The 18,348-nt window shown below is 57.1% G+C and carries 15 protein-coding genes; 3 read left to right on the forward strand and 12 right to left on the reverse strand.

Annotated elements, in window-relative coordinates:
• Position 1 precedes the first annotated feature (1 nt).
• The 8 genes from Q0650_RS05105 to Q0650_RS05140 all read right to left on the reverse strand — a co-directional run bounded on the left by Q0650_RS05105 (position 2) and on the right by Q0650_RS05140 (position 11,902).
• Complete coding sequence (locus Q0650_RS05105) at positions 2-1,057, reverse strand: lysylphosphatidylglycerol synthase transmembrane domain-containing protein (RefSeq protein WP_298816578.1); 1,056 nt, start codon at positions 1,055-1,057, stop codon at positions 2-4.
• Positions 1,058-1,153: 96 nt separating this feature from the next.
• Positions 1,154-2,110: a GDP-mannose 4,6-dehydratase gene (locus Q0650_RS05110; protein ID WP_298816580.1), complete on the reverse strand. Its 957-nt coding sequence runs from the start codon at positions 2,108-2,110 to the stop codon at positions 1,154-1,156.
• A gap of 6 nt (positions 2,111-2,116) precedes the next feature.
• Positions 2,117-3,598, reverse strand: a complete 1,482-nt coding sequence (locus tag Q0650_RS05115) for an O-antigen ligase (protein ID WP_298816582.1) — start codon at positions 3,596-3,598, stop codon at positions 2,117-2,119.
• Positions 3,598-5,064: a sugar transferase gene (locus Q0650_RS05120; RefSeq protein ID WP_298816583.1), complete on the reverse strand. Its 1,467-nt coding sequence runs from the start codon at positions 5,062-5,064 to the stop codon at positions 3,598-3,600. Before Q0650_RS05120 ends, Q0650_RS05115 begins: the two co-directional genes overlap by 1 nt.
• An 89-nt stretch (positions 5,065-5,153) precedes the next feature.
• A complete protein-coding gene (locus Q0650_RS05125; RefSeq protein WP_298816584.1) occupies positions 5,154-5,294 on the reverse strand; it encodes a hypothetical protein in 141 nt (46 codons plus the stop codon).
• A 187-nt stretch (positions 5,295-5,481) separates the two neighbouring features.
• Positions 5,482-10,083, reverse strand: coding sequence for a glutamate synthase large subunit (gene gltB, locus Q0650_RS05130; RefSeq protein WP_298816585.1), 4,602 nt, complete (start codon positions 10,081-10,083; stop codon positions 5,482-5,484).
• Between the two features lie 388 nt (positions 10,084-10,471).
• Entirely contained in the window at positions 10,472-11,341 is an 870-nt protein-coding gene (locus Q0650_RS05135; protein WP_298816586.1) for a J domain-containing protein, read from the reverse strand.
• 177 nt (positions 11,342-11,518) lie between these two features.
• Positions 11,519-11,902 carry a hypothetical protein gene (locus Q0650_RS05140; RefSeq protein ID WP_298816587.1) on the reverse strand — a complete coding sequence of 128 codons (384 nt, stop codon included), beginning with the start codon at positions 11,900-11,902 and terminating at the stop codon, positions 11,519-11,521.
• Between the two features lie 278 nt (positions 11,903-12,180).
• Between Q0650_RS05140 and asd the strand changes: the two genes are divergently transcribed.
• Both asd and Q0650_RS05150 read left to right on the forward strand, forming a co-directional pair.
• The gene (gene asd, locus Q0650_RS05145) at positions 12,181-13,227 is read left to right on the forward strand and encodes an aspartate-semialdehyde dehydrogenase (protein ID WP_298816589.1); all 1,047 of its coding nucleotides are present in this window, start codon (positions 12,181-12,183) and stop codon (positions 13,225-13,227) included.
• Positions 13,224-14,276 (forward strand): hypothetical protein, encoded by a 1,053-nt coding sequence (locus tag Q0650_RS05150; protein WP_298816590.1) that lies wholly within the window; start codon positions 13,224-13,226, stop codon positions 14,274-14,276. Before asd ends, Q0650_RS05150 begins: the two co-directional genes overlap by 4 nt.
• Positions 14,277-14,313: 37 nt before the next feature.
• On the opposite strand, the gene Q0650_RS05155 is transcribed toward Q0650_RS05150, so the two are convergent.
• Positions 14,314-14,709, reverse strand: coding sequence for a response regulator (locus tag Q0650_RS05155; RefSeq protein ID WP_298816591.1), 396 nt, complete (start codon positions 14,707-14,709; stop codon positions 14,314-14,316).
• A 286-nt stretch (positions 14,710-14,995) separates the two neighbouring features.
• Here Q0650_RS05155 and Q0650_RS05160 point away from each other — a divergent pair, with 286 nt between their 5' ends.
• A complete protein-coding gene (locus Q0650_RS05160) occupies positions 14,996-15,853 on the forward strand; it encodes a carotenoid biosynthesis protein (RefSeq protein WP_298816593.1) in 858 nt (285 codons plus the stop codon).
• Here the strand turns inward: Q0650_RS05160 and Q0650_RS05165 are convergent.
• The 3 genes from Q0650_RS05165 to dusB all read right to left on the reverse strand — a co-directional run bounded on the left by Q0650_RS05165 (position 15,774) and on the right by dusB (position 18,295).
• Entirely contained in the window at positions 15,774-16,580 is an 807-nt protein-coding gene (locus Q0650_RS05165; protein ID WP_298816595.1) for a lysophospholipid acyltransferase family protein, read from the reverse strand. The genes Q0650_RS05160 and Q0650_RS05165 overlap by 80 nt on opposite strands.
• Positions 16,581-16,695: 115 nt before the next feature.
• A complete protein-coding gene (locus Q0650_RS05170; protein WP_298816597.1) occupies positions 16,696-17,175 on the reverse strand; it encodes a hypothetical protein in 480 nt (159 codons plus the stop codon).
• Positions 17,176-17,230: 55 nt separating this feature from the next.
• Positions 17,231-18,295: a tRNA dihydrouridine synthase DusB gene (dusB, locus tag Q0650_RS05175; protein ID WP_298816598.1), complete on the reverse strand. Its 1,065-nt coding sequence runs from the start codon at positions 18,293-18,295 to the stop codon at positions 17,231-17,233.
• Positions 18,296-18,348 lie beyond the last annotated feature (53 nt).

Raw genomic sequence — 18,348 nt, forward strand, 5'->3', positions numbered from 1 at the left:
ACTACTTCCGCTGGCTGAACAGGTAAAGGATGAATCCGAAAACGACGATGCTCCAAAAGTTGATCAATCGGTCGAGTAGCGTTACTGCTCCACCCAGACTGGCGGCGATACCGAACAGAGTCAGCACAACGGTGATCGTGCCTTCGACCACTCCCAACCCGGCTGGGGTAATTGGCAATGCCGTGAGCAGTGATGAAGCCAGGGCAACAAAGATAATCGCTGCCAGGCTCAGGTTCAGACCGGTGTGGTTGAGCGACTCGATCACAAACCAGAGCCGAAAGCCTTCGAGTAGCCAGATCGCTCCGGTGAAAACAAAGAGACGAGGCAGGATCTTCGGCTGAAACGATTTCAAGGCCGATTGCTCAAAATTGCCGTACACGCGGTGCAACCGGCGCGGAATAAACCAGCGGATCTGCGGCCCAAGCCAGCGCATACCAGCCAGACCACTCACGATCACGACGACAAGCAATCCGCCGAAGAAAAAGACGATCTGCGTGCCCTCTGGCATATGCGCTCCGAAGGTCAGGTAGCCGGAGAGGACAAGCAGGCTGAACAGTCCGATCATATCAAGCAGCCGTTCGGCAAAGATTGTGCCAAACGTGGCCGAGAATGACACATTGCCGTTATGTTTGAGCAGATAGCCACGGTAGGCATCGCCGAGCTTCGCCGGCACAATACAGTTAGCAAACCACGACAGGTAGATATATTCGATCAATGCCGGCAGTGATGCCCAACTGTGTCGGCCTTCGGCAATTGGCACGTCAGCATTAGCCAGCAGTAAACGCCAGCGTAGCGCGCGCAAGGGAAAGGTCGTGTAAAAGACTATCAGCCCTAACCCCAGCAGCCACGGATTGGCCGATCGCATATATTGCCACGTCGTCGCCAGATCGATATCGAGGCTGCGTGTGACAAATACGATGATCGCAATCGCTAACCCAAACGAGATTAACGTCCGTGGCTGGCGCAAACGTTGACCGAGTGAGAAGGTCGCGCGCGTTTCTCCATTGCTTTCACGATCGCCGGTTGGTGTTTCAACCACCGGTGGTTGATCGGTCATAGATGTGTGAGCCTTCCTGTAAGTAGTCGCAGATGAAGGTTCGATGTTTGCCATGATCCTACCTGAGCCGCGCAACGCATGCGTAAATGACTGTGACTATCGATTAATTTCGGCTCGATACCATGCCCAGAATCGTTCCAGCCCTTCTTCAATCGCGACAGTCGGCACAAAATCGAGCAACTGAGCAGCTTTTGTGGTATCGGCATACGTGATCGGTGGTTCGGTAGCCGGTAACGGCCTGGTTTCGATCTGCGCCCGATAGCCGGTGATCTGTTCCAGCAAGCTCACGAACCGCCGCAATTCAACCGGTTGCGAATGGCCAAGGTTGAAAATTTCGTAAGCGCGCGGTCGGTCAAGCGCGTTGATCACGCCGGCAATGATGTCATCAATATAAGTATAATCACGAAACAGATTTTCCCCGCCGTTGAACAGGGTGATCGGTTGGCCGCGTACCATGCGCTCCACGAAGAGATAGGGTGTCATGTCGGGCCGACCGCGCGGGCCATAGACGGTAAAGAAACGCGCGACGCTGATCGGTGTGCCGTACAGACTGTGAAAGGTATACGCCAGTACCTCCGCCGCCTTTTTAGTTGCAGCGTATGGCGACAATGGTCGGTCGGTATTGTCGTCTTCGCGGAAGGGAACGCGATTGGTTTTGCCGTAAACTGAAGATGTTGAGGCCAGCACGAGATGTTCAACGTCGGCGCGACGCGCCTGTTCGAGTATCACCAGAGTTCCGCCAACATTCACCGATTCGTAGAGCTGCGGGTTGGCGATTGAAGGTCGCGGGCCGGGCATCGCGGCCAGATGGGCAACGAAACGGGGTCGAAAACGCTCAAATAGAGTTACTATCGTCTCGGTATCGCGAATATCACCCTCAACCAGGGTAAAACCCCGATGCTGCAATGCCTGGGCCAGATTGCGCCGTTTACGAAGCGGATTGTAGTAGTCAACAAAATTATCAAGGCCGATCACCTGTTCGCCGCGCGCCAGCAGGTGATCGACCAGATGACTGCCGATAAAACCGGCTGCACCGGTAACAAGATAGGTCATATATCCTCATTCAGGTTCAGGTCGGAGGAGGCGACCGGCATTGATGGTTGCCAGCAAAGCAATCACGACGCCGAATTGCACCCCCATGTTCAACACGTGCAGGTTCTCAAACAGATTGTGACCGCTCAATGCCCCCACTACGCCGAGACCACCGATCGCGATCCCGCGTGTCATCCAGTCCTGAGCATGCCGCACAGCTCGAATTGCAGTATACCAGACACTGCCCAGGAAGATCAGATATGCAGTCGCGCCGATCAACCCGCTCTCGGCGGCAATATGCAGGTAGTAGTTATGCGCATGACCACGTGAATCATACCACGGTTTGATCCAGGTTGCTGTCTCCCCACTGTAGACGAGCCGTTCATACGCGACGCTGAAATTACCCGGCCCAACCCCAAACAATGGCCGTTCTTCGATCATGTGCAGCGCTGCTTGCAGATGAGCCATTCGTTCAACGATCGCGAAATTGGCCGGCGTGATCTCGACACCGCGGGCGTCAAAGGGACGCAGATTTTCGATGATCGAGGTAAGACGATTGCTGAGTGAGGCCGGCAACAATCCGCTGTTCAGCAGAATGAGACCGCTTAGACCTGTCATCAGCGTGACGGTAATGACATTCCCAATCATTGACCGACCGTAGCGTCCCGCAAAAGTAACACCGATTGCCAAGACGCCAACGGCTGCCCCTAGCCAGCCACCGCGCGAAAAACTGGCCAGCAATCCGCCAATGAGGCTGATGCCTGCCATCCCAATGATACACAGCGTCCCCCAGAAACGAGCTGTTCGCCACTGTCTGGTCTCCAGCAGAGCCAGCGCCATTCCGACGGCCAGCGGCCATGCCTGATTGAGATAGCCGGCAAATGAGTTGGGTTGACCGATCGTGCCGTAGGCGCGCACTCGACCATTGCCGATCGCGAAACTTTCCGGGCCGATACCGGTGAGAAATTGACCGATACCGATCAGCGCAGTGACTGCCGGGGCAACCAGCAGGCAGGTGATCAACACTGCGCGTCGCCAGGCAACGCGCGATGGATCGCGCAGCGCCCAATCAGCCGCGAGATAGATCAGCAGCACCGTTCCCCAGCGCAAGGTTTCTTTGATCGCCTCAATCCGGCTCAGCGGAGTCAATACTGCCGCCAGGCCTAATGTCCAGATCAGGCCGAAGAGCGCAATTCCCGGCAGGCCGGGGCGAGGCCACGATTGGCGAACTACCTGCCAGAGCAGCCGCAACGCCACCAGCCCAAAACAGAACTGAGTCACGCTGAGTCCGCCGGGAAGTTCAACCAGTTGCTGAAAGGGCACTGAGAGAATGGCCAGCGCAACCGGCCAGACTGGATCGGCAAGGGCGAGGCCGAGGGCAACGAGACCGAGCAACCACCACACTGTCGTGAGTGGTGGGGCGATTGCCAGCCCGACACCGATGGTAACCGCTCCGGCCAGCCACCACCACTGAGACCAGTTTTGCCAGTTTGCCGGGGAGAATCGCATCACCACGCGCCACGACCGGACAGGATCGCCGGTATCACCATCATCAGAATCCGCAGATCGAGGCTCAAAGACCAGTTCTCGGCATAGTAAATATCGAGCCGAACCTGCTCATCAAACGAAATCTCACTTCGCCCTAGCGCCTGCGGCAAACCGGCCAATCCCGGCTGCACCTCGAGTCGTCGGTGATGCCACGGCTCATAACGGGCCACTTCTTCGGGTAACGCAGGTCGCGGGCCGATCAGGCTCATATCGCCCCGCAAGATATTCCACAACTGTGGCAGTTCGTCGAGACTGGTACGGCGCAACCAGCGCCCGAACCGCGTGATGCGAGGGTCATCACGAATTTTGAAAAGTGGCCCATCGGCTTCATTGCGTTGCAACAACTCGTTCCGGCGCTGTTCGGCGTCAGGTACCATGGTGCGGAATTTGTAGCAGGTAAACAACCGTCCGTGTTTGCCTACCCGCTGCTGGCGAAAGATGATTGGCCGGCCTGAGTCGAGCCAGATAAAGAGTGCAATCACAGCAGCTAAAAAGAGTGTCACCGGTAGAGTGAGCAGCACCATCGCTAAATCAAAGGTGCGCTTGAGCGCCAGATTGAGACCATGCAGTTGAATCTCTTTCGGTTGCAGCAGTGGCACGCCGCTCAAGTGCATAATATCAATCCGGTCGAAACTCAACTGATAGATGTCAGGCGCTATCTGATATTCTACCCCCAGGCGCTGGCAGCGCGCAGCCAGTTCTGGCAGGCGATCGTACTCCCAGAACGGCAGGGCAATGAGTACCTGTTGGATCTGTTGTTGTTCGACTACCTGTTCAAGATCATCGAGATGACCGAGGTGTTGAAATACCCGCGCCCGTCGGCTGGCGATAATCGGTTCCTCGCTCAGATAGCCAACCAGCGTATAGCCGGCTCCCGGTGAGACGGTGATCGCCTGCATCACCAGTTGTCCCAGGCCGGTGCCACCCACGACCAGAACCCGTTCACGTCCGAGACCGCGTGCCCAAAACCAGTGGCGAATCCCGATCACGAACAGGCGCCAGCTCAGCAGGAGCAAGCTGATCGTTACCGCTGCAAAAGCGAAGATCAGGCGCGAATAGAAAAATGGACGGTACAGAAAGACGATGACCATCACCAGCGCGATCATCGTGATGACGCTACCGGTAATCACCTCTGCCTCATCGAGAAAGGTCATCCGCCGGCTGGAACGGTAGAAACCGCGCGTGACAAAGCGCAATCCGAGCAAGACTTGCAGCATGAGTACGATCGGTAAAAATGCGCTGAACAGCACCTGATTCTCAATTGCCACTTCAGCGATAATCCGATCAAATGGCGCAGGCCAGATGACCTGATAACGCAACACATACGCCAGCGCAAACCCGAGGAAGATGAGCGCCTGATCGACGCAAAAGAGAACAACCATCGTCCACCGTCGTCGCCGATTCAAGCGCTGACGATTGGTCGGCACAGTACGTTCTGGTCTTGGTAAATTTTCAATCATGCGCAAGTCGGTTTGCATAACCGGCAGTAGCAAAGGAGGGATGGTTAGCAGCCGGCTTATGGTGTATCACGGTAAACGTGAGCGTCGCCGGTTTGCTCGAAATGGCCAACGTTAGACTGCCGGTGTTCAACGTAGAGCATGATCCCCGGTGAGGCGGCAATGAGGAGCATCAGTGCAATCAGGCTGATCCAGAGCATACGCGGCTCTTCTCCTGGTTGTTCAAACAAATTTCACCACGTTATCAGCAACAGGGATGACAACCTGCGTCAATCTGGTTGTCATCATGGCGCTTTATCTTACCACGAACTGACCCATCTGCAAGCTGATAAAAAGCTGACAGACGGGATAGAAACTCTATCCCGTCTGCCATTATTCGGCAAGGATCTACGCTGCATGGGCTTTGACCGGCTCTTCAGTGCCTTCGGCAGCGGCTTCAATCTGAGCCACTGCATCGCGTGGCCGCGCGACCAGGAAAAGATTGCGGTAGCGATCCCAGCGGGCCAAGATCTCACTCCCACGCGGACTCTTGGTCAATTCTACATGGCGACGGATCAGTTCGCGCACTCGCAGCTCATCGCGTTCGCTGAGCGGGCGTAGCTCAATCAGTTGCGGATTGTAGCGCTGAGCCAGCGTCGCGTATTCGTCAAGGACATACGCAATACCACCGGTCATGCCGGCGCCGAAGTTGCGTCCGGTCGAACCGAGTACGACTACGGTGCCACCGGTCATGTATTCGCAACCGTGATCGCCAATTCCTTCCACCACTGCTGTCGCGCCCGAATTACGCACTGCAAATCTCTCACCAACCCGACCAGCCGCGTACAATTCGCCACCGGTTGCTCCGTAGAGCAGGGTGTTGCCGGCAATGACGTTCTCGTGCCAGACGTACTGCGCGTCGGGTGGGGGCGCAATCGTGATGATCCCGCCGGCCATGCCTTTGCCCACGTAGTCGTTGGCATCGCCTATCAGACGCAGTGTGACCCCCGGCGCATTAAAGGCGCCAAAGCTCTGGCCAGCGTGACCATAGAAGGTAATCACGATGGTATTGGCAGGCAACCCCTTGTCGCCGTAGAGCTGTCCAATCGCGCCAGCCAGGCGCGCGCCAACCGAACGGTCGCAGTTGTTGATCGGGTACTGCAACTGTACCGGCCCGCTGGCTTCCAGCGCGCTGGCCGTATCGCGCATAATCCGGTCGTTCAGGCTCTCTTCAGGCGGAAGAGCGTTCGGTTTGCCGCCATGTCGGATCGGGCCTTGTCCGATCAATGTTGCCGCGCCCAATACCGGCGTCATATCGAGCAGATCGGCGCTTTCCACCCCGGTCTGGCGTTGGCGTAGCAGATCGGTGCGCCCAACCGCTTCCTCAATTGACCGCAAGCCCAGACTGGCCAGGATCTCACGCACTTCTTGCGCGAGGTAGCGGAAGAAAGCCATGACCATTTCCGGCTTGCCGGGGAATTTGGCCCGCAAGTCACCACGTTGGGTAGCGATCCCAACCGGACAGGTATTGTTGTGGCAGGCGCGAGCCATAATACAGCCCTCGGCAACTAGCGCTGCCGTGCCAAACGAGAATTCATCGGCGCCGAGCAGCGCAGCCATGACCACATCACGCCCCGTCTTCAGGCCGCCGTCAGCGCGCAGCCGCACTCGCTCACGCAAACCGTTTAAGATCAATGTCTGTTGGGTTTCAGCCAGGCCCAATTCCCACGGTATACCGGCATTCTTGATGCTGCTGAGCGGCGAGGCGCCGGTGCCGCCAGAATGACCGCTGATCAGGATCGTATCGGCATACCCCTTCGCTACGCCCGCGGCCACCGTGCCGACGCCGGTCGTCGCGACCAGTTTGACCGAGACGCGCGCATTCGGGTTGACCTGTTTGAGGTCGTAGATCAATTGCGCCAGATCCTCAATGCTATAGATGTCGTGATGCGGTGGTGGGCTAATCAATGCCACGCCGGGCACCGTGTGTCGGATACGCGCAATTTCTTCATTCACCTTGTGACCGGGCAACTGCCCGCCTTCACCCGGTTTTGCGCCTTGCGCCATCTTGATCTGCAACTCGCTGGCGCTGGCGAGATAGGCTGGCGTCACGCCAAACCGCCCCGATGCCACCTGCTTGATCCGTGAATTGCGCTCGTCGTGATACCGTTCAGGCGCTTCGCCACCCTCGCCGCTGTTTGCCATCGCGCCCAGCCGATTCATGGCGATTGAAAGTGTCTCATGCGCTTCTGAACTGGTCGAGCCATGGCTCATCGCCGCCGTCGAAAACCGCTTCACGATCGACTCGATGGGTTCGACCTCATCGATTGGCACTGGTGGGCCGGCTGGCACAAACTCCAGCAAGTCGCGTGGCTCAACCGGAGGTCGGTTATTAACCAGGTCGGCGTAGGCGCGATAAACCGCATACCCTTCGCTGCTCAGTGATGGCCCGGTGCTATCGCCATTGAGCGCGTGTGGATTCCGCACAGCCTTGTGCAGGGCATGCACCACTGCCGGACTGAAGGCGTGATATTCGCCATCCTTTTTAAACTTGTAGAAACCAGGATGGGGCAGCGACACTCGCTCGGTCTGAAACGCGCGCCGGTGGCGGATGTCCAGATCGCGGGCAATACGGCTAAACGAGAGACCGCCAACGCGCGAAGGGGTACCGACAAAGCAACGATCGATCACCTCTTGGGCCAAACCGATCGCCTCGAAAATCTGCGCGCCGCAGTAGCTGTCGAGGGTCGAGATGCCCATTTTCGACATAATCTTCAACAACCCCTTTTCGAGCGCATGAATGAAGTGCTGTTCCGCTTCGTCGGCCAGGTGATGAGCGTGCAGCTTGGCTGGATCGCGGCTCATCCCGTGTTCGGCGCGCTGACGCGCGGCATCGCGCTCAAGTGTGATTCGGCGCACGCTGGCTATGGCCAGATACGGATTAATCGCTTCGGCGCCGTAGCCGATAAGGGTCGCCATATGGTGAACTTCGCGCGCTTCACCGGTTTCAACCACCAGGCTCACCCGTGACCGCAGCCCGGTTCGGATCAAGTGGTGGTGAACAGCGCCGGTTGCCAGCAACATCGGCAACGCGGCATGATCGGCATCGATACCGCGATCACTCAAGATTACGATTGCTGCGCCGCTCTGAACTGCGGCAGCCGCTTCGGCGCTCACCCGCTCGAGCGCCTTGATCAGACTCTCGGCAGTAATATGCCGCGCCGGGAAGAGCGCACTGATCGTTGCCGGGCGGAGCAGCGGATCGGTCTGATTACGGATCGCCTGTAGTTGGGCATTAGTCAAAAAGGGCGAAGTCAATTGCAGCAGATGGGCGTGCTCTGGCGTTTCGAGCAAGATCGAGCGGCGGCGTCCGATCCCGATACTGATCGACATCACCAGCTCTTCGCGCAAGGGATCAATAGGTGGATTGGTCACTTCGGCAAAGCGTTGTTTGAAGAAGTGGAACAGCGGGCGACCTGATTCCCATTGGGAGAGTGGAGGAATGGGGGTGTCATCACCCATCGAACCGACCGGTTCGTGGCCGGTCATACCCATCGGTTTGATGATGACATTCAGCTCTTCGGAGGTATAGCCGAACGCCATCTGCAACGGTTGAAGATCCTCTTCTTCCTCTGCTGGAACGGCGGGCAACTCAGTGGGGAGATAACACAAACGTTCATTCAACCACTCAGAATAGGGGCGGCGGGAAGCCAGCAGCGATTTGACTTCGCTATCGGTATAGATTCGACCGGCAGCGGTATCAACTGCCAGCATCTGACCGGGGCCAAGTTTGCCTTTACAGACGATCCGTGTTTCGGCGATCGGCACGGCGCCAACTTCTGAACCGGATACAACCAGACCGTCATCGGTGATGATGTAACGAGCCGGTCGCAGGCCGTTGCGATCGAGAGAAGTGCCGACGATAACGCCATCGGAGAAGGCCAATGCCGCCGGGCCGTCCCATGGTTCGATCAAACAGGAATGGTACTGATAGAAAGCGCGCAGCGCCGGATCGATATCAGGCACCTTTTCCCAGGCTTCTGGCACAAGCATTGCGGCTGCGTGGCGAATATCGCGCCCTGCCATAACCAGCAGCTCAAGGGTATTATCGAGCATTGCCGAGTCGGATCCGTTTTCGTCAATCACCGGCAACAAATCGCTCATCGGTGGCGCGCCGCCAGGCAGGAAGTCATCAGGCAACGTAATCGCCAGTTCGCGAGCGCGCATCCAGTTCACATTACCCTGTAGCGTATTGATCTCGCCATTGTGCGAGAGCATGCGGAACGGCTGCGCGCGATCCCAGGTTGGGAAGGTATTGGTGCTGTAGCGTTGATGATAAACGGCGATCGCCGTGGTGAAATCGGGGTCGCGCAGATCGAGGTAGAAATCGGCCAGATGCGAGCCGAGCAAGAGACCTTTATAGACGACAGTGCGAGTCGAAAATGAAGGGATGTAAGCAGGTAGACCGTCGCGGCGGAATCCCTGCTCCATAGCTTTGCGCGCCAGGAAAATCACACGTTCGAAGGCGCGATCATCGAGGTCCTGGGGACGGCCAACGATTACCTGCCGGATGGTGGGCATTGCGCTACGCGCTCGATCGCCAAGCGCATCAGGATTGATCGGCACCTCGCGCCAGCGCAGCAGCGGCAATTGATAGCGCGCCAGCGCCTGTTCGATCAGCGCGCAAGCCGCAGCGCATTGGGTCGGATCGGCGGGAAGGAAGAGCATCCCCAGCGCGAGATCGGTATCGGCCACAGTGATGCCGGCAGCGGCCAGCTCGCGGCGTAGCAGACGCCGCGGTAATTGCGTCAACACGCCGGCGCCATCACCGGTGCGGGCATCATCAGCTACCGCGCCACGATGCTCAAGTCGGCTCAGGGCAGTCAGGGCCAGCTCGAGAATATCATGGCCTTCCCGACCATTAACGCGGGCTACGAAGCCAATGCCGCAGGCATCACGCTCAAAGCGCGGATCGTAAAGGCGGGCTGAGTCTCGCGCAGGAAGGTACATCGCTCGTTCCTTGTTCTTCACTAATTGGAGACGGATCCAGATACAGACAAAATAAAAACACGCTCACCACTCCTCATCAGTGAGGATAAACGGCGAGCGCGCTCTCGCATTTCCGCTTACATCAAAGATGACAATATGGCTGCGTTGCAGCAGTCGCCTCCTGGCAACGAAGCCTGTCACATTTACTTGAACTGAATAATACGAATGGAAGATACAGGCGAACGCCACACTCACTCTTCGAGTGTGACCACTGTACCACCCGGTACGGTTAAACAGCTTTGTTTTCGTGGATTATTTCCAAATAATATACTGCAAATTGGGCAAGCGTGTCAAGCTGTGTTGTGCGAAAGTGCCAAATGATGGTTTGAGAATGAAGGCGGCCCACCTGTCAGCCAGGTGTTTCCGTCAAGCGCCGTAACTCTTCAATCAACTGCCTGGCCTGAGGTGAGAGGTTGGTAGGTAACACTGCGCTGACAGTCACGTAAAGATCACCGTAGTGGTTGCTATGCATGAGCGGCATGCCATGGCCACTGATCCGAAAGACACGTCCATTCTGCGTTTGAGGCGGAATATTGAGGTTCAGCGTTTTACCAGACAGCAGCCGAATCTGCGTCTGCCCGCCGAGCAGTAAGGTATACATACTGACCGGTACCGTAACGTACAGATCGTTGCCCTTGCGCTCGAATTGGGCATGCGGCTTAACTGTCACCACAAGATAAAGATCGCCGCGGCGACCGCCGTTGAGACCGGGTGCGCCTTCACCAGGGACGCGCACTCGTTTACCGGTATCGATACCGGCAGGTATCTTAACCGTGATCACGCGCGGAGTGCCGTTGGGATTGGAAAATTGCAGCGTGCGTTGAGTGCCGTTATAGGCCTCTTCGAGCGTCAATTCAACCGCTTGCTCAACATCTTGACCATCGAGACTAACATTGAACCCGCCGCCGGTAGCGTGGCGCGTGCCAAACAGCGTTTCAAACAGGTCGGCGAAATCGACCTGGCTGCCATAGTCAAACCCGCCGAAGCCGGCTTGCTCATAGCGGCGAAAATCGCTGCCGAAACGATCGTACTTGGCGCGCTGCTCCTGGTCAGACAACACCTGATACGCTTCGTTGATCTCTTTAAACCGCGCCTCGGCCTGTGGATCGCCGCGATTTATATCAGGATGGTACTTGCGCGCCAGCCGCCGGTAGGCCTGTTTGATCTCATCAGCGCTGGCCGAGCGGCTGACACCTAACACCTGATAGTAATCCTTCATGCTTTTCGCCTCATCCCACAGAATGAAAGCGCAATACGGCGCTATAGTGCGTGTGTTTTCGATTGTAGAGAGCGTTTTCCTGTGAGTCAAGCCAGCCGGTGTTAGATTTGTGTTAGCATAACAACAGCGCGGGGAATATTCCCCGCGCCGACTCAATCGGGTTACCGCAACGAATCGTCAGGCGAACTCGAACCGTTCCAGTTCGCTCCGTCGGAAGGATGCGAAGGCAGCCAGATCACGAATCGCGCGCTGTATCATATCCCGTTCAAGCGGATCATTATAGCTGCGCACCAACCGCCGAATTGCTTCGTGCCATTCTGGTGGTGGCATATAACGATAGACTGGCTGCCCGCCAACGGTATTGGTAACCGAGAGGAAACCGGCAAGTGTTAATTCGTCAAGCGCATGTTGTACACTCCAAATATCACGGAAGAGCCGCTCGGCAATTGCCGCTGCCGTTAACTCAGAGCGTGGATGTTCGTGAAACATCAGGAGTAAGTGCAGCTTGGTTGGCGTGTCGAGCACGTGCTCTAACAAGCGTTTGACGTGCGGGTCGATCATAGGGCTGCTCCTTCCTGCGTGATCGTCAGTGATCACATAGACAATCGGGGCAAAATAACGACTCCTGCGTCGTGGGAGGAGCACAGTATCGAGGTCGAAGATGAAAAATGTTTCAGATCTCACGTAGATTATACAACATCGCAGGGAGAAATGCCATACTTTTCCCGGCTTTTTTCGCAACAAATGTTGTCAAATAATAACCACAGGTAGTTGTTTATGCAATCGTTCGTGCTTGGGTATAATGTAGACGATTGTGTTCAATCGACAGGAGGTCTCAGATGACTGTGATTCCGGTTGCAGTATTAGGCGCCACCGGCGCAGTGGGCCAGCGTTTTATTCAATTGCTCGCCGACCATCCACTCTTCAAGGTTGTGGCGCTGACCGGCAGCGAGCGCAGCGCTGGCAAGAAATATCGTGACGTATGCCGCTGGGTGCTCGATACACCGATGCCGGCAGCGGTGGCCGATCTGACCGTGCTCGATGAAGAAGCCGATCTGCCCGCGCAACTGGTCTTCTCGGCGTTGCCGAGCAATGTAGCCGGCCCCATCGAACAACGGTTGGCCACTGCCGGTCATATCGTCTGCTCCAATGCTTCCAACCATCGCATGGAGCCAGATGTGCCGCTGGTCATCCCCGAAGTGAATCCCGATCATTTGCAGTTGATCCCGGTGCAACGCCGCAAGCGTGGCTGGTCAGGCGCAATTGTTACCAATCCCAACTGCACATCGACGCCGGCTACGATGGTGCTGCGTCCGCTCCTCGACCACTTCGGGGTGCGTCGCATGGCGCTGGTCAGTATGCAGGCGTTGTCAGGCGCCGGCTATCCGGGTGTGCCTGGCTACGATGCCATTGATAATGTGATCCCGTACATCGGAGGTGAAGAGCCGAAACTCGAAGTGGAACCACAAAAGATGCTGGGTCAGTTGCGTGACGAGACGATTGTGCCGGCCAGCTTTACCACTTCGGCCCACTGCAATCGGGTACCGGTGCTCGAAGGTCATCTGGTCTGTCTGTCGATCGAGCTTGAGCGCAAGGCAAGTCCTGATGAAGTTGCAGCAGTATTGCGCAATTTCCGCAGTCTACCGCAGGAGCTACGTCTGCCTACCGCGCCTGAGCAGCCGATCATTGTGCGCGATGAGCCTGACCGTCCTCAGCCGCGTCGTGATCGTGATGCCGGTCGCGGCATGGCAACGGTAGTGGGGAGGATCCGGCCTTGCTCATTGTTTGACATCAAGCTTATTGCCCTGAGCCACAATACGATTCGCGGCGCAGCCGGAGCGTCAATCTTGAATGCTGAGTTGATGCATGCGCAGGGGTGGTTATGAATGCGCGGGCGACAATTGCCGATCTGACCGATGATCGGGTGATCTATCGCGATCTGCAACCGTGTGATCCAGCTTTGCCCGGTATCGCCACATTGCGCACTGTGCTCGGCTTGCCGGCCAATGTCACCCCACGCAAACGCGACATGGCCTATGCCCATGTGATCCTGGCTCTGGCGCGAGCAGCGCAGGCGTTGCGCAATGGGTTGCCGCTGACAACCGTTGTGGTCATTGGCGATACTGACAATGATCGCTTGCTAACAGTTCATTTGCAGCGCGTTGGCGAGGTAGCTGCATACGGTTTTATCGGGGTTGATCGCCCGGTAGCGCCGGCCACGCTCGAATGGGTCGATGGCGTTGCCTCGGCTACCCGCTGGGCGCTGGCGCACCAATGGGCAGCCGAACTCACTGCACAAGGGGTGGATTGGTCTCGCACTGCCGTGTTGATCGATATCGACAAGACGTTGCTGGGGCCGCGTGGTCGTTCCGACGGGGCGATCGATGATGCCCGCGCTGAGGCTGCCGTTATCGTCGCTACTGAATTGCTGGGCAATCGATTTGATCGCAGTCTATTTCGACGGAATTACGCTGAATTGTGTCGGCGTGAGTGGCATCCGATTACGCTCGATAATCAAGACTACACGGTAGCAATGACCATCTTTGCCACTATTGACGTGTTTGATTTGCCGGCTATCGAGGTGCAACTTGCCGCCGGTTTGACGCCGACACTCCTGGAATTGCTGATCGCCGCTCAGCAGGTTCCTGCTGAATTAGAGGCGCTGCGCCGGCAGTTAATTGAGCGGATAGAAGCCGGTGATCCGACGCCGTTTACGCAGTTTCGCCGTGTCGAACTGGTTACGACGGCAGCGCGTATGGCTGATGGTCGGCTAACCTTGAGCGGTGAACTATTCACTCTGGGACAGCAGTTGCAGGCGCAAGGTGCATTGTTGCTGGCTGCTTCGGATAAACCGGCTGAGTCAGCATTGCCAACACCAGAGCAGGTCGCTGCCGGCCTGCTACCCCTCCACCGCACTCCAGCCCTGTTAGATTGATCGGCAAGGCGACGCAGATCCATTCGCTGCGTCGCCTTTAGCTATTGATCGCGCGTTCGCGGACAATGTAGGCCGTGGGCAGAAGCTGCTTGATCCGCTCGATCAATTCATCGATGAAGAAGGGCTTGGTCATATAGGAATCTACTTCCGCTTCAGCGGCAGCTCGCCGCACTTCCGCCGAGTCGTAAGCAGTAACGATGAGTGTCGGTGGATAGTAGCCACGTTCGTGCAAGGTTTTGATCAATCGCACCCCATTCATGCCCCGCAGATTGTAATCGGTAATCAGCAGGTCGAAGGGTTGCATTTCCCAACGCTCAAGCCCCTCTTCGGCGCTCAGTACCGAAACAAACTCGTAGGGAATGCCAAGGCTCCGCATGGCCAGCTCAATAATGCGCCCGATGTTGTTGTCATCCTCAACCAGAAGGATGCGCACAGGCTGACCTTCTGAAATTGTTGCCCTCATGGTTCACCCCTCCCCAGATCTTGCGCCCTGGCAATGATGGGTGGTAGAGGTGGCGCCAGTGCCTATAGTACTTTTTTCCTATTTTTAGTGTAGCACAGATTGCGTGCAATCACAATAACAGTTTTGTCAATGAAGGGATTTCTTCTCGGTCGGCCCCAGGAAAATGACCAGCTTTGACAGGCCATGAAAGCGAATCTATAATCAACTACAGGGGCTACCGAATGGTATGACCCGTTTGCCAGGAATACATTACACTATGCTTTCTGATCAGTCTTTACTACTTCAGCTTCGCCGTAGCGTGGTTGCTCTCCTCGCGATTTATCTCTTTATCTATCCATTTGCAATCGTTCTGGTGGCTCTCGACAAGGTTCCCGTATGGGGAACCTGGATGGGTGGCGCCCTGTTGATCCTGCAAGGGGCGCTGATGGGGGTCTGGCTGACCGCGCGCTATCGGGGATGGGGGGCGCTGGCTGCCGGATTGATCCTGGTCATTTCGTGGGCTGTCGAACATATCGGCGCCACGACCGGTTTTCCCTTCGGCTTCTATTCCTATACCGATGTGTTGCAGCCCCAGATCTTCGGGGTTGTGCCGCTGGCAATCCCGTTTGCCTGGCTGCTGATTGTCGTCGCTGCGGTGGGCGTTGCTGAGCGGATCCTTAATCGTGATGGACGCCCACTTGATGACCGCCTGATGAGTCCAACCCGGGTTTTGACGGCGGCTTCGTTTGCGTTATTGCTTGACGTAACCATTGAACCGTTTGCCGTCTATATCAATCGCTATTGGGTCTGGATGAGCGACGAAACCGGGTTCTATTATGGCATTCCGGTCTCTAATTTTGTTGCCTGGTGGGTGACAAGTCTGATCTTGTCCTGGGTGTTGTTGACGCTGCGACGTCAGGCGGCATTGCGCCAGCATCCTTCTCACCACTATATGCCATGGCTGCCACCGGCACTCTATTTGACAAACCTTACCATGTTTGTGGTTGTCAATCTGGCTCGTGGGCAGGCACTGCCGGCTTTGATTGGCGGACTGATCATGCTCGTGCTCGCAGGCGATTGGCTGCTTCCGCGGCTGGCCCGTCGTTTGCGCCGCGTCGCTGAAACCAACCCTTGATCGTATCCCACGCGCGGTCGATGCCCCAGCGTCCGGCAAGCAGCGGCTGAAAACGGCCAAGCCGCTGCTCGATTACGTCTGCGCGCAGCGTGTCAACCGCTTCGGTGAGTCGCCTGGCGACATCTGTCCTGATCGCTTCGATGTCGTCCTGGCTGGCCGGTGGATGCGATGGCCCGATCTGCACGAAGGCGTGCGGCCATTGTTGTCCCAGAAATTCGTAGCGCAATGCAATCGGACAAAGGGTGACTTCGCCAACCAGGGCAGCGATGCGGGCAATGCCGGGGTAGATGGTGAGTGGCCGGTAGTCGTTGGCCTCGATGCGGCCCTGAGGAAAGATGTAGAGCGCCCGATCGCGTCGTTCGCGCAACAGATTGGCGGCATAGATTTGCGACCGTTGCGCGTCATCGGGATCGCGCCGCTCAACCGAAAATGCGCCACACCAGGTAAAGAAGCGGTAGGCGCGCAATTGCCGCTCTTCCATCATCAGGTAACTGTCGAATGACCGCCGCATAATGGCGCGGTGGATGAGCATCATCATGTAGCCATCCCACCACGCTGAATGGTTGAGATAGAAGATGTATGGCCCACATCGTGGATCGGGCCGCGGGCCATACTGCGCAAACCAGATGTGATCGAAGCTGCGTTTGAGGGCCGGGCGAGCCAGCAGGTAGTAGATCGCTTCATCGGCAAGCCAGATTTTGTTGGCGGGAATGCGCGGGGTAATCATATGACGGTTAATGTTGCAAGGCTTCACGTACTGAGAATGAGACCGGGCGATGGTGTGAGTTTATCTTTCCAGACGACGGACGGTGATGTTTGATTCAGCCTGCGCGCAGCGACTCTTATGGCAAAGCGTCAGGCGCGAGCGTTGCGCGCGCGATTGCATAAGCGGCGCGCACTTCTTCCAGCGGTGGTGGCTGGTTATCGGTCATGGCGTGAGCGCCGGCAACAATCAGGCCGCAGGCAGTGGCAGCGGTATGGATCTGGCGCAAGATCGCGCCGGCATGCTGGCCGATGGCAGCGATGAAGGCGTAGCGGCCATTGATTCGAGCGGCAGTCGCAGCGCATAAGAGCGTATTGAGACGGGTCGGTAGTTGTGGCGTGGTAGCCGGCGCCACGATCACGATCAGCTCGGCATCGGTCATATCGGCGATGATGTCGGTGAGCAGAGGATCGGGCTGCTCGAACGGCAACACACCGAGAAATGCGGCGCGCTTGACCGGTGGCAATGCGCCGAGTAACGCGCTGAGCAGCTCTGGCGCCGGATCATCTTCGTCTGCGCTACCGCAAATTCCCAGTGTGAAGAGATAGCCGTCGTGCATAGTGTGTTATCGTTGCGCCGCTGTGTCTGCCTGAGCGCGGTTGTCGATCCTCCTCTCACCGCATTGCCTGATTCGCAGCCATTGTTGTCGGCGTCGTGACTATCATTTCAAGATAGGGCGCGAAGAAGCGCTCAATTGCGTCACGCGCCGCGTCGAGACGGGTGGCGGTATGCACAGCGACACGCAGATGATTGCTGCCGGGTAGCCCAATGTAAAACTGCCCGATCAATTGCTTGATCTTATTGAGCGCCAGTCGTTCTGGCAATTCTTCGGCGCAGATGTCCATGTATTCCAGCAGCAGATTGCACTTGTCAGCCGGAGTTGGCTCAAACGGCGCAACGCCGCGGCGCAGATCGGCAATCTGGCGAAAGATCCACGGATTGGCAATCGCGCCTCGCCCGATCATGACACCATCGACGCCATAGTCGCGTAATCGGATCAGTGCATCGCTGGCACTGGTCACATCGCCGCTCCCGATGACCGGAATGGAGACGGCGCGTTTAACTTCAGCAACCCGTGACCAATCGGCCTGCCCTTTGTACCCTTGCTCGCGCGTGCGCGGATGGAGGGCTAAGGCCGACACGCCGGCGGCTTCGGCCCGTTGCGCCGCTTCGATGTAGTTGAGACTCTGCTCGTCCCATCCGGCACGAAACTTGAGCGTCACCGGAATCTGCACGGCGGCCCGCACGGCGCGCAAAAGCCGCTCCATCTTCGGGAGATCGCGCAGGAGCGCCGAACCATGGCCGCCACCGGTGACTTTGGGTGAGGGGCAGCCGCAGTTGATGTCGATGATGTCTGCGCCAAGCTGCTCGACCACGCGAGCGGCGTTGGCTACCAGATCGGGATCGTTACCCGAAATCTGCATCGTCAGTGGGCGCTCTTCGGGCAAGTAGTCAAGCAGGCGATGACGACGAAGCGCTTTCGGGCTGACACTGGCCGCATTGGTCATTTCGGTGCTGACCAGACCGCAACCGCCAAGGCGCAGAATCATCCGGCGAAAGATGCTATCGGTGACCCCAGCCATCGGGGCGAGAATGATATTTGGTTCAATACGAATGTGCGCGACGTTGTAAGAAGTGGGTAGCCGCGCAATCTCGGCAAAGGTAATCGTTTCGCTCATACTTTCCATTATACCAGAGAGCGGAGCAAACCCGGCAGTGGGGCGTTTTACTC

Source organism: uncultured Chloroflexus sp., from assembly GCF_937129525.1.
Taxonomy (GTDB): Bacteria; Chloroflexota; Chloroflexia; order Chloroflexales; family Chloroflexaceae; genus Chloroflexus.

Coding starts and splice junctions, on each gene's coding strand:
- Q0650_RS05105 (WP_298816578.1), bottom strand. CDS start 1,057: ATGACCGATCAACCACCGGTGGTTGAAACACCAACCGGCGATCGTGAA.
- Q0650_RS05110 (WP_298816580.1), bottom strand. CDS start 2,110: ATGACCTATCTTGTTACCGGTGCAGCCGGTTTTATCGGCAGTCATCTG.
- Q0650_RS05115 (WP_298816582.1), bottom strand. CDS start 3,598: ATGCGATTCTCCCCGGCAAACTGGCAAAACTGGTCTCAGTGGTGGTGG.
- Q0650_RS05125 (WP_298816584.1), bottom strand. CDS start 5,294: ATGCTCTGGATCAGCCTGATTGCACTGATGCTCCTCATTGCCGCCTCA.
- gltB (WP_298816585.1), bottom strand. CDS start 10,083: ATGTACCTTCCTGCGCGAGACTCAGCCCGCCTTTACGATCCGCGCTTT.
- Q0650_RS05135 (WP_298816586.1), bottom strand. CDS start 11,341: ATGAAGGATTACTATCAGGTGTTAGGTGTCAGCCGCTCGGCCAGCGCT.
- Q0650_RS05140 (WP_298816587.1), bottom strand. CDS start 11,902: ATGATCGACCCGCACGTCAAACGCTTGTTAGAGCACGTGCTCGACACG.
- asd (WP_298816589.1), top strand. CDS start 12,181: ATGACTGTGATTCCGGTTGCAGTATTAGGCGCCACCGGCGCAGTGGGC.
- Q0650_RS05150 (WP_298816590.1), top strand. CDS start 13,224: ATGAATGCGCGGGCGACAATTGCCGATCTGACCGATGATCGGGTGATC.
- Q0650_RS05160 (WP_298816593.1), top strand. CDS start 14,996: ATGCTTTCTGATCAGTCTTTACTACTTCAGCTTCGCCGTAGCGTGGTT.
- Q0650_RS05165 (WP_298816595.1), bottom strand. CDS start 16,580: ATGATTACCCCGCGCATTCCCGCCAACAAAATCTGGCTTGCCGATGAA.
- Q0650_RS05170 (WP_298816597.1), bottom strand. CDS start 17,175: ATGCACGACGGCTATCTCTTCACACTGGGAATTTGCGGTAGCGCAGAC.
- dusB (WP_298816598.1), bottom strand. CDS start 18,295: ATGAGCGAAACGATTACCTTTGCCGAGATTGCGCGGCTACCCACTTCT.